14 protein-coding genes are annotated in these 11,278 nt (G+C 50.7%); 2 read left to right on the top strand and 12 right to left on the bottom strand.

Annotated elements, in window-relative coordinates; translation table 11 throughout:
- Nucleotides 1-115: 115 nt before the first annotated feature.
- The 3 genes from rplT to infC are packed head-to-tail and all read right to left on the bottom strand — an operon-like array spanning nt 116 to nt 1,259.
- On the bottom strand, nt 116-475 hold the full coding sequence (rplT, locus tag KNP82_RS02410) for a 50S ribosomal protein L20 (RefSeq protein WP_021065642.1): 360 nt from the start codon (nt 473-475) through the stop codon (nt 116-118).
- A gap of 28 nt (nt 476-503) precedes the next feature.
- On the bottom strand, nt 504-698 hold the full coding sequence (gene rpmI / locus KNP82_RS02405; protein ID WP_021065641.1) for a 50S ribosomal protein L35: 195 nt from the start codon (nt 696-698) through the stop codon (nt 504-506).
- A gap of 30 nt (nt 699-728) precedes the next feature.
- Complete coding sequence (infC, locus tag KNP82_RS02400; protein ID WP_021065640.1) at nt 729-1,259, bottom strand: translation initiation factor IF-3; 531 nt, start codon at nt 1,257-1,259, stop codon at nt 729-731.
- Nucleotides 1,260-1,597: 338 nt separating this feature from the next.
- Here infC and KNP82_RS02395 point away from each other — a divergent pair, with 338 nt between their 5' ends.
- Entirely contained in the window at nt 1,598-1,807 is a 210-nt protein-coding gene (locus KNP82_RS02395) for a hypothetical protein (protein WP_029595194.1), read from the top strand.
- Between the two features lie 51 nt (nt 1,808-1,858).
- Here the strand turns inward: KNP82_RS02395 and KNP82_RS02390 are convergent, their stop codons facing one another.
- The 8 genes from KNP82_RS02390 to KNP82_RS02355 all read right to left on the bottom strand — a co-directional run bounded on the left by KNP82_RS02390 (nt 1,859) and on the right by KNP82_RS02355 (nt 10,013).
- Entirely contained in the window at nt 1,859-2,722 is an 864-nt protein-coding gene (locus KNP82_RS02390; RefSeq protein WP_029595193.1) for a DUF1002 domain-containing protein, read from the bottom strand.
- A 113-nt stretch (nt 2,723-2,835) separates the two neighbouring features.
- A complete protein-coding gene (thrS, locus tag KNP82_RS02385) occupies nt 2,836-4,773 on the bottom strand; it encodes a threonine--tRNA ligase (RefSeq protein ID WP_131471293.1) in 1,938 nt (645 codons plus the stop codon).
- Between the two features lie 312 nt (nt 4,774-5,085).
- On the bottom strand, nt 5,086-6,000 hold the full coding sequence (dnaI, locus tag KNP82_RS02380; protein WP_029595191.1) for a primosomal protein DnaI: 915 nt from the start codon (nt 5,998-6,000) through the stop codon (nt 5,086-5,088).
- Nucleotides 6,001-6,005: 5 nt separating this feature from the next.
- Nucleotides 6,006-7,358, bottom strand: a complete 1,353-nt coding sequence (locus tag KNP82_RS02375) for a DnaD domain protein (protein WP_029595190.1) — start codon at nt 7,356-7,358, stop codon at nt 6,006-6,008.
- A 42-nt stretch (nt 7,359-7,400) separates the two neighbouring features.
- Nucleotides 7,401-7,868: a transcriptional regulator NrdR gene (gene nrdR, locus KNP82_RS02370; RefSeq protein ID WP_021065634.1), complete on the bottom strand. Its 468-nt coding sequence runs from the start codon at nt 7,866-7,868 to the stop codon at nt 7,401-7,403.
- 12 nt (nt 7,869-7,880) lie between these two features.
- The gene (locus tag KNP82_RS02365; protein ID WP_029595189.1) at nt 7,881-8,252 is read right to left on the bottom strand and encodes a hypothetical protein; all 372 of its coding nucleotides are present in this window, start codon (nt 8,250-8,252) and stop codon (nt 7,881-7,883) included.
- Between the two features lie 111 nt (nt 8,253-8,363).
- A complete protein-coding gene (gene speD / locus KNP82_RS02360) occupies nt 8,364-8,750 on the bottom strand; it encodes an adenosylmethionine decarboxylase (RefSeq protein ID WP_029595188.1) in 387 nt (128 codons plus the stop codon).
- 231 nt (nt 8,751-8,981) lie between these two features.
- The gene (locus KNP82_RS02355; protein WP_029595187.1) at nt 8,982-10,013 is read right to left on the bottom strand and encodes a glyceraldehyde-3-phosphate dehydrogenase; all 1,032 of its coding nucleotides are present in this window, start codon (nt 10,011-10,013) and stop codon (nt 8,982-8,984) included.
- A 155-nt stretch (nt 10,014-10,168) separates the two neighbouring features.
- On the opposite strand from KNP82_RS02355, the gene KNP82_RS02350 reads away from it, so the two are divergent.
- Nucleotides 10,169-10,651 (top strand): site-2 protease family protein, encoded by a 483-nt coding sequence (locus KNP82_RS02350; protein WP_029595186.1) that lies wholly within the window; start codon nt 10,169-10,171, stop codon nt 10,649-10,651.
- Nucleotides 10,652-10,668: 17 nt separating this feature from the next.
- Here KNP82_RS02350 and coaE read toward each other — a convergent pair whose 3' ends face one another.
- Nucleotides 10,669-11,274, bottom strand: a complete 606-nt coding sequence (coaE, locus tag KNP82_RS02345; protein WP_029595185.1) for a dephospho-CoA kinase — start codon at nt 11,272-11,274, stop codon at nt 10,669-10,671.
- Nucleotides 11,275-11,278 lie beyond the last annotated feature (4 nt).

Here is an 11,278-nt window from a genome sequence, read left to right as displayed (position 1 = left end):
TGAATGCCGACTTCTCGCCATAAAAAACACTCCCCAATCAGATAAACAGATTTGTTATTTCATCTGTCTACCTATTGGGGAGCATATCAAGGTCTCGGCGCTGTCGATTGAACGATTACGCGTTCAATTTTGATTTAGCTGTATCAGCAAGTGACGCGAATGCCTGTGCATCTGTCACAGCAAGCTCAGCAAGCATCTTACGGTTGATGTCGATTCCTGCAAGCTTGAGGCCGTGCATCATACGGCTGTATGAAAGACCGTTTGTGCGTGCTGCCGCATTGATACGTGTGATCCAAAGACGACGGAAATCACGTTTCTTTTGACGACGGTCACGGTAAGCGTACATGAGTGACTTCATGACTTGTTGTTTTGCTACTTTAAATAGAATGTGTTTCGAGCCAAAATAACCTTTGGCAAGCTTGATTTGCTTTTTACGACGTTGACGAGTCGTATAACCGCCTTTTACGCGTGGCATATGGTTTCCCTCCTAAATTCTTTCTGTATTACTTCGCGATCATGTTGCGAATGCGTTTGAAGTCTCCAGCTGAGACGATAGCACCTTTACGGAGCTTACGTTTCGCTTTAGTCGATTTGTTACCAAACAAGTGACTTGTGTAAGCGTGTGAACGCTTGAGTTTACCTGATGCAGTACGTTTGAAACGTTTAGAAGCACCACGGTGCGATTTCATTTTCGGCATGAGTATTTCCTCCCCACTATGACTCGATGATTAATCTTCTTTCTTCGGAGCCAGCACTAAGAACATGCTGCGTCCTTCCATCTTCGGCTTTTGCTCAACTGTTGCCAAGTCGGCACATTCCGCCGCCAATTTTTCCATGACGCGTCGGCCGATTTCCGAGTGTGTGATGGCGCGTCCGCGGAAACGGATTGACGCTTTCACTTTGTTACCATTTTCAAGGAATTTGCGAGCGTTACGCAATTTCGTTTGGAAATCGTTTTCCTCGATTGTCGGGCTGAGGCGCACTTCTTTCAATTGGATGACCTTTTGGTTTTTACGCGCTTCTTTCTCCTTTTTCTGGAGTTCGAAACGGTATTTTCCATAGTCCATGATTTTAGCGACCGGTGGGTTAGCTTTGTCGGCGACCAAGACGAGATCGAGTTCAGCCTCTTCTGCTAAACGTAATGCTTCATTACGCGATTGCACACCGAGTTGTGCACCGTCCGCTCCAATTAAGCGAACTTCACGGGCACGAATGTTTTCGTTGATAAAGAGCTCTTTGCTAATGGTTAGCACCTCCATCGTGCGGTTGCACGAGTTTTAGATTGATAAGACAACATGGCAATAAAAAAAGCGTCGGCAGTTTCCCGCCCACACATCATTTCGGAGACAGCAGAGACCAAGGCTCGACTGCTTCACGTACATGATGGACCTGACCGAATCTGTTCGGACGAGGTGAGAAGCGGGCGCTTCTGCTTTGTTGTATTTAATCACTATGTCATCTTAACACCAATAGGATTAAGATGTCAAGAATTCGCGCATGAATAATTGGTAGCTCACACTTTTATGATGATAACAGTCATTTCGCTGTTTCGCAATACCTTTTGCGAGGGAATAAAATAAAAAAGGAGGGATGGACCGTGTCTTGGAGAAAGCACGTGAAAGACGACCATGACTATCACGACCAAATCAAACACATCGTACAAGAGACGATGCGCCACCATGAGGTGAGTGATGCCAAGCTTGAAGCGGTGTTGACGGACTTATTAGAAGAAATGAACCGCATCACGTTGAAGATCGTCGACGACCATGAGTCCGCTCGCGACTATATCCATAAACGATGGTATTAAAAAAGGGCGCTCGCCCTTTTTTAATACCATCTGTCATGTGGTCAACATCAATCAATTCGTCAACGACTTGAAGAAATTGCTGAGCGCCTCGAACAAACGAGCGAAGAAGCCTTGGACTTCCTCGGTCTCGAGGAACGCCTGGACGTCTTGACCGGCCCCTTGTAGCCCGTTGCTAATCGCTCCCCAATCCAGATTCGCTTGTTGCATGTTCTCGAACAGCGTCGTCAATTGCGTCAACTGCGTATCGGACAATTGGACGTTGTTTTGATTCAACACTTGGATGACGATATCGCGAATCTCGATGTTCGTCTCCGGTGCCTTGTTCGCAATCTCGGCTTTAATCTCGTTCATGAGACCGGCTACGTCTTCTTGACCGACCGTCTTCCCGATTTCAGACGTGACGGCCAGTTCTTCCTGCGCCAAGTCTTTCCGCTCCTCGGACAATTGAATGCCTGTCTCGGCCGCCGTCTGATCGTACGCTTTCATAATGCCCGTGAGCGCCGACGTCCCGGTGACGCGAATCGGTGACGTGATATAAATGTCGGCATCGGTGACACCGGCGGTCACGAGTGCGTTCGCATACATATCTTCGGTGACCCATGTCACGTTTTCCGTTTTAATATCGAGACCTGTCCCGTCAGTCAGTTTGATGCGGGCTGATGAATACATGCCCCCGCCGCGCTGCGCTTGTGGGACGGCATCCCCTAAATATTTTTCTTCATCGGCCACGGTTGTGATAATCGGCTCAATCCCGGCCGGCGCCTCGACTCGTTCGAGCACCCAGTCTCGTTGGCTGGCCGATAATGATTCGCCGAGTGTGACGATTGTATCATCGACGATGGCTTCTGCGTTTACTTTTGGAATCATGCTTGTCGCGACGACTGAACCGATCGTGAGCGCCACTAATGGTTTCATATAATTCAAAATGAATCACTCCTTTCTTCTACCTTACGTCTCCATCCCTTGTTCCGCATCCGTCTTGAGACCGAAAAAAACGACCACCCTTCCGGTGAAGGATGGTCGACCGATTAACGTGAACGGTTCGCGATTTCGTCTGTGAGGGATGACAAGAAGGCATCGAGTGTGGCCGATACTTGTTCTTGCTGTCCGTAGCGACGGATGTTGACCGCACGCTCATCTCGTTCTTTATCACCGAGGACAAGTGTCATCGGGATTTTCTTCATCTGGGCTTCGCGGATCTTATAGCCGAGTTTTTCGTCACGGAGGTCCGTTTCGACACGGACGCCGCGCTTGACGAGCTCTGCCTTCACTTCTGCGACATATTCGTCGTGGACGTGCGAGACAGGGATCAATTTGACTTGGACCGGTGCGAGCCATGTCGGGAACGCCCCTTTATATTCTTCAATCAAGTAAGCGACGAAACGCTCCATCGTCGAGACGACACCACGGTGAAGGACAATCGGACGATGATCTTTGCCGTCTGGTCCTGTGTACGTCAAGTCGAACCGCTCAGGGAGCAAGAAGTCGAGTTGGACTGTCGACAATGTCTCTTCTTTGCCGAGCGCCGTGCGGACTTGGACGTCGAGTTTCGGTCCGTAGAACGCCGCTTCACCTTCCGCTTCGAAATAAGGGAGACCGAGCTCATCCATCGTCTCTTTCAATTGACGTTGGGCCGTTTCCCAAATCGCATCGTTGTCGAAGTACTTCTCTTTGTCGGCCGGGTCACGGTATGACAAGCGGAAACGATAATCTTTAATGCCAAAGTCGGCGTACACTTCTTGAATCAAGTGGACGATATCTTTGAACTCTTGCTTCATCTGCTCCGGTGTGACGAACGTATGCCCGTCGTTCAACACCATGTAACGGACGCGTTGGAGGCCTGTGAGCGCCCCTGACATCTCGTAACGGTGCATACCGCCGAGCTCAGCGATGCGAAGCGGGAGTTCGCGGTATGAGCGCGGCTCATGTTTATAGATCGTCATGTGGTGCGGACAGTTCATCGGACGAAGGACGAGTTCTTCGTTGTCCATCTCCATTTTCGGGAACATATCGTCTTGATAGTGATCCCAGTGACCCGATGTCTTATACAGGTCGACCGAACCGAGGACCGGTGTGTAGACGTGCTGATACCCGAGCTCGAGCTCTTTGTCGACGATATAACGTTCGACCGTACGACGGATCGAGGCACCTTTCGGGAGCCACATCGGCAAACCTTGGCCGACTTCTTGCGACACGAAGAAGAGATCGAGTTCTTTCCCGAGTTTGCGGTGATCGCGCTCTTTCGCTTCTTCCAATAGACGCAGGTGCTCCGCGAGTTGTTCTTTCGTCGCGAACGCCGTTCCGTAAATCCGCTGAAGCATTTTGTTGTCCGAGTCGCCGCGCCAGTAAGCACCGGCCACACTCATCAACTTGAACACTTTCAATTTCGATGTCGATGGGACGTGCGGTCCGCGGCACAAGTCGAAGAATTCGCCTTGATGGTAAATCGTGAGCGTCTCGCTCGCCGGGATATCTTCAATCAATTCGATTTTGAGTGGGTCCCCGAGCTGTTTGTAGCGCTCGAGCGCTTCGTCGCGCGAGACGACTTCGCGTGTGATGTCCAAGTTCTCGTCGACGATTCGTTTCATCATCTTCTCGATTTCTGGAAGGTCTTCCTCGTTGATGCGGCGATCCATCTCGATGTCGTAATAGAACCCGTTCTCGATTGTCGGTCCGATGCCGAGGTAGATGCTACCTTCTTCGCCGTACAACCGTTTGATGGCTTGGGCCATCAAGTGGGCTGACGAGTGGCGCATCAAATCGATACCGTCTTCTGAGTCGGGCATGACGAGCTCGATTTTACCGTCCTGTTCAATCGGACGACGGTAATCGATCATCTCACCATCGATTTTGGCGGCGATTGCTTTTTTACGAAGTCCTGGACTGATTGAACCTGCTACTTCTTCTGCTGTGATGCCGGCCTCAAACTCTTTGACGGCCCCATCTGGAAATGTCAATTGAATCATGTGTCAACTTCCCCTCTCTACATTTAAAAGAAAATAAAAAAAGCCCATCCCTATGAAAGGGACGAGCTTTGATTCTCGTGGTACCACCCTCGTTCCCAAGCGATCCGCTTGGCTCGAACACACGATAACGAGTGTGAATCGCCGCACGATTGACCCGTACGGTGCTCTGAGGGAGTAAGGCGATCGGCGTGTTTAGGAAGCTCTCACCAGCCTTCCCTCGCTTTGAAACCCGTTACGACGTCTCATGTCCTCTTCAATGCATCGGTTATATGCTTATTAGTATAGTCAACTCGTTCCAGAAATACAATCCCTTTACCGCCGTCGATTCTCACCTTTTAACTCGATTTGCGTCGTCGTCGTCGAGATGCGTTGCATGAGCCGCTGCGCCTTCATTTTGTTCTGTGGCGAACCGTCGATCGAGAAATGGGTCTCGAGCTCTTCTCCGCTGAAGTTCGAGCTGTAAAGCGTCGGCAAGCGATGCATCATGCGATACTGCAAAATAATGCCGAACAGTTCATCCCGTACCCACGGACTGATCGCCTCGGCCCCGATGTCATCAATCAATAACACCGGCACGTGTTGGAATGACGTCAAAAACGAATCGAACGAGTCGGTCCGGATTTTCCGTTTCGCTTCCGAGACGAATCCCGGGGCGTGGACAAGGATCGTCTCGATGTCCGCCACTTTCAGCTCATTAGCGATCGCCGCGAGCAAGTACGTCTTCCCGACGCCGAAGCTGCCGTGAAGGTATAAACCGTTCACTTTTTGGCGGGTCTTCATGCCTGAGACGAACCGCATCGATTCACGGAGTGCGATTTTACGGGCATCATCGGACCAGTCGAACGATTCAAAGCTCGCCTCTCGCACTTCTTCCGGCAAGAATAGGCTCTTGAACTTCCGGTCCATCTCTTTTTGGCGCCGTGCTTGACGATGCTTCACCGTCTCTTCATAACGGATTGCGATTTGACCGAGGTCGACATAGAGCACTGGCTGATGGCCCGGGATGACGGCTTGCTCCTCGATGAGCTTCTTACCGTCCATCTGTTCCGCATATTCACTGAGCTTCGTAAAGCCGACCTCGACCGCCGTCTCGTCTAACTCCGGATGTGCCTTTAAAAAAGCGACGACTTCTGGATGTTCGAGGGTGCGCCGGCGAATCGATTCGTACGCTTCCCGCACTTCTTTCCGGTTCATCATTTGGGCGAGCGTTTGATTGATGCGTTCCATGTCCCTCATCCTTTCTCTTTCAATTCATTCAACAGCTTAACGAGTTCCGCGTCGTCTGGGACCGATGCCTCGAGCTCTTGTTTTCGTTTTTGATCGTACGTCCGTTGCTCTTTCGCCTCGTCTTCGAGCCATTTTGGCATCTCGGTCTTGTCTTTGCGTCTCGAGCCGACGGTCGTCCGCTGTTGCACATTCTCCCGTTTCTGCTGTTTCTTCTCGATGAGCGCATCTTGTGTCGCTTCTTGTTCCAACGCGTCTTTGGCGTTTAAATAGCCCGCCGTCTTCCAACTCGTCGCGATCCGCATGACATAGTTCTCACTGAGCCGCGTCTGCTTCTTCACTTCGATACAGTAATAGAACAATGCATTGATGACACTTGGCGCGAGCCCGAGCGTATCGACGAGATCGATAATGAGTTGCTCGTCACTCTTCGACAGTTGTGGCGTCTTCCGTAACGTCGACACGTATTGATGCGGATGCGCTTCTTCCATGACCGTCACGTCATGCAAATCACCAATTTCCGCCTTTTCGATTTCATCTGACTTTACTTTCCGATGCCGTGTCTGTTTCTTCTTCAACTGCAGCACCATCTGGCGGCAGCCGTCGCGCTTCTCTTGCTCGCTGAGCGGGAGATACGCCTCGTGGACGAAATACTCCTTCAACATCTCGGCCATCGTCTCTTCATCGATTTGGGAGACATAGGCGAGTTTCGTAATCGTCTCATCGAGCTTCTTCGTGAAGAAACCGACGGGGAAGTTCGTCAGTTTTTTGACGATTTCCATATCGAACGTATAGTTGATCTCGATTTTTGCGCGGTCGGGTTTCTCGTAGTTCTTTTGGGTGAACGCCATGTGATTCACACCTTTGACGTCGAACACTTCATTAAAGTCTTTCGTCACCTCGATAATCCCGGCCGGCAATGGATCAATCGTGAATCGTCCTTGCAACTGTTTGAAGCGGACTTCCCCGACTTTATAGAAGAGAAAACTCGACAACAGTCCGTCGTTCAAGAACGTATGGGGTGCGAGCGGGACACGCAGTTGATACACGTACTGGGTCAAGCGCTCGTCTTTCGTCTTATATGTCCGGACGAGACCAATCGCCTCGAGCCGGAACAGACAGTCCGTCAGCTCGTTAATCGAGTAGTCGAGCATCTCACAGAGCGCGCTGTGCGACATATAGTTCGATTTCATCTTTCCGGGTTTCAGCTCGCTCCAAAGCGTCTGATACATCGCGAGCGCCTTCACGCCGATGACCGGCTGATATAAGTGATACAACGACTGATACGACTCGCGATCGATGAGCCCGGTGCTCATAATCAACAGTTCGTCAGTCCCGTACAGGATTCGTTCTTTTTCCATGATAGGTCTCCCCTGAAAAAAGGCGACCAGCAGGCCGCCCCTCTAGTTGGTCGATTTTTCTTGCTTCATTAAATCTTCAAGTTCTTTAAAGAACACAGAGATATCTTTGAACTGGCGATAGACGGACGCGAAGCGGACGTAGGCCACTTCATCGACACGTGCCAATTCATTCATCACGAGCTCACCGACTTGTTCACTCGGAATCTCCGATTGGCCAAGGGCCCGTAGCTGCTGTTCGACTTTCGTGACCACACCTTCGAGTTGTTCCAGCGTGACCGGACGTTTCTCGCACGCCCGAATAATGCCGCGAAGCACTTTCTCCCGGCTGAACTCTTCCCGATTCCCGTCTTTTTTGACGATGATGAGCGGGGTCTGTTCGACCGTTTCAAACGTGGTGAAGCGATAGCCGCACTCCTCGCATTCGCGACGGCGACGAATCGAATAGAAATCTTGTACTGGTCGGGAGTCGAGCACTCTCGTTCCATTATGATCGCATTTAGGACAACGCATGCTCAGCCCTCCTTATCGTTCGACAGATTGATTCCCGATGGCGCGGAGCGGGAATTTCACTTGCAGCGCCTCATAATATGTGGTGACGATTTGACCAAGGTCCGGCCCGAGCATCTGATCCCGGTTCAACGTGAAGTCGACAGCCGTACGTCCGCCATCCACTTGAATGACTGTCGCCAGCGCGTCCCAGCCGTCGCCGTTAAACGCCACTTCGCCCCGGTCTGTATCGACACGGCGAACCGTTTGTCCTTGTGCCTCAATTCGTTCGCGGAGCCACGTGAGCACGGCGGTCGGCGATGCTGCCACGTAACGTGTGCGCAGCGCCTCATTTTTATGCGAATCGTCCGTCTGGACATGTGTTTGAAACTTATCCAATAATCCCATTATCCACCTCGACACCTTATTTATATAGGTTAAGCATATCAAAATTAAGCGGTTAACAAAACAATTAAAAGGGCTGACCGAAATTCGGCCAGCCTCAAAAGGTCAATCTGATTATTTGCTGATTGCAACTTGCGCTTCCGGAACACGAATCGGTCCCATTCCGCGATCAAGTTTCACGTCCTCACGAACTTTTGCTTCCAAGCCTTCCGCGATGTACTGCGAAGCTGTGGCCGGATCGATTCGGTCCCCACATGTGAACACATCGACTGATGCGTAGCCATGCTCTGGGAAACTGTGAATCGTTAAGTGTGATTCTGAGATGATAACAACTCCACTTACACCGTGTGGCGCAAATTTGTGGAAAGCGACTTCGCGGACTTCAGCGCCCGAACGAAGTGCTGCATCGACGAACAAGCGCTCGATGTAGTCGATATCGTTCAATTTGTCGGGATTGCACTCCCAAAGTTCTGTAATAATGTGACGTCCCATAGTATCCATATTAGTGGATCCCCCTTTACATCAATGGTCTCAAAGTAGTTGATGTTCACTCACTTTGTGCCTGAATCGCCCACAACCACGGGGGCAAGTTAGTCCTAAGAGGTCCTAACCCTTTAAGTTGCGTTTGTCAGACCAATTGAAGTTCACGAGTTAGAGTGTATCGTGTTTGGGACGTCGATACAAGACATTTGTTTCAATTCATTAAAAATATTTTTGTGTAAATATATTTTTTCAAACGCGGGTTTCTTGTTGACCGATTTGTAAGTAGCTCGCGACCATATCCAACAAGTCGACGACACGGCACGAATAGCCCCATTCGTTATCGTACCAGGCGAGGACTTTGACGTGATTGCCCCCGAGCACCATCGTCGAATCGGCATCGATAATCGATGAACGTTCATCCCCGTTGAAGTCGATGGAGACGAGCGGTTCGTTCGAGACACCGAGGATGCCCGTCATCTCTCCGTGAGCCGCGCGCTCGAACGCCTCGTTCACTTCATCGACCGTCACGTCACGGTGCAACTCGACGACGAGGTCGACGAGTGAGACGTTCGGTGTCGGTACGCGAAGTGCCATCCCGTTCAACTTCCCTTGCAATTCAGGCAAGACGAGTCCGATGGCTTTGGCAGCCCCAGTCGAAGTCGGTATAATGGAACTACCACAAGCGCGAGCGCGCCGTAGGTCTTTATGCGGATTGTCGATATTGTTTTGATCATTCGTATAGGCATGCACGGTCGTGACGAGCCCCGTCTCGATTCCGAACGTCGAGTCCAATACTTTAACGACCGGACCGAGACAGTTCGTCGTGCACGAGGCGTTCGAGATGACGTGATCGTGCTCCGGTAAATAATCACGATCGTTCACCCCCATGACAATCGTCCGCAGCTCCCCTTTTCCTGGTGCCGTCAAAATAACTTTCTTCGCACCTGCCGTCAAATGTTTTTTCGCCCCGACATCTGAATTAAATTTACCAGTCGCCTCGATGACGATTTCAACCCCGAGCTCATTCCACGGCAACCGCTCCGGATCACGCTCGGAGACGAGCATGATTCGCTTCCCATCAACTTCAAGCGCATCCCCATGCGCCCGGACCGTGAGTGTGAACGGTCCGTGGACCGTGTCGTGCTTAATCAAGTGGGCGAGCGTCTCCGCCGGATAACTCGCATTGATGGCGACCACGTCGTGACGCCCTTCGAGCATCAATTTTCGGAACACCATTCTCCCGATTCGACCAAATCCATTGATTGCAACTTTCGTCCCCATGTAAAGTCCCCCTTTTTTCTGCGTTACGACACCATTATAACGGAAAAATGGAAGCGTTTTCACTATGAATCGTCACATTTCTTTCACTTTTTTACAGTTTCAGATTTGAAAAAGAGGGAAATTTGGTGAAGAGCTTGGAAAGGAGCTAGGACAGCATGTTCGATTGGACCGATTTAGACAAATTTATCATCTCGTTTTTCATCATTTTGCCGATAGTGACGATTATCCATCAATTCGGCCATTTCTTCTTCGCGAAACTATTTGGGGGTTCGCTCGATATGGAGATTGGGACCGGTAAGAAATTATTCAAAGTCGGGCGCCTGCAATTCAACCGTGTCTACTTCTATGACGCGTGGTGTCAGTTCAGCGACTTGAAATATAGTAACCGCTTGACCCGGAGTCTCGTCTACGCGGGCGGATCCATCTTCAACCTATCGAGCATTTTGATCGTGAACGCCTTCATTTTGATGCGTGAGATTGAACCGACGCTCTATACGTATCAATTCGCGTACTTCTCGTTTTATTACGTGTTCTTCTCGCTCTATCCGATTTATTATTCGAACGGTCATCCAAGTGACGGCCGAGCCATCTTCGATACATGGAAGAAAGGCCGACCGGACTCAGACCCATTGAACTGAACAAAAAAAGAAGGCGCTCAGTCGCCTTCTTTTTTCATGTCTTCAAATTGTTCGACGAGGCGGGCCACTTGGGCCGACAAATCGCCTAAGGCACCGTTGTTGTTGATTAAAAAATCAGCCTGTTGCTTCTTCTCTTCAATCGGCATTTGGGCATGGATGCGCGCGAGCGCTTCAGCTTTCGTCAAGCCGTTCCGCTCCATGAGGCGCATCAGCTGAATCTCCTCCCGACAATAGACGACGACCGTATAATCGACGAGGTCCCGCATCGTCCCTTCGAACAAGAGCGGGATGTCGAAGATGACGACCTTCTCGCCCGCCGCCTCATAGCCACGCATCTCCTCGAGCATCTCCTCGCGGATGGCCGGATGCATGAGTTGATTCAGCAATTGACGTTTGGCATCATCATGGAAAATCTCACGTCCGAGCGCCTGACGGTTCAATGCGTCGCCCGAGAAGCATTGTGGGAACGCCTCACGAACGGCCGCGAACGCCTTGCCTCCCGGCTCGATGACGATCCGCGCCATTTTATCGGCATCGATAATCGGGATTCCTTGTTTTCGAAACAGACGGGATACGGTCGACTTCCCTGTCGCAATTCCACCTGTCAAACCAATCTTCAACATCGTG

Source organism: Exiguobacterium sp. s26, assembly GCF_018618235.1.
Classification (GTDB): domain Bacteria; phylum Bacillota; class Bacilli; order Exiguobacteriales; family Exiguobacteriaceae; genus Exiguobacterium; species Exiguobacterium chiriqhucha.
This window is presented reverse-complemented; position numbering and strand designations above follow the sequence as displayed.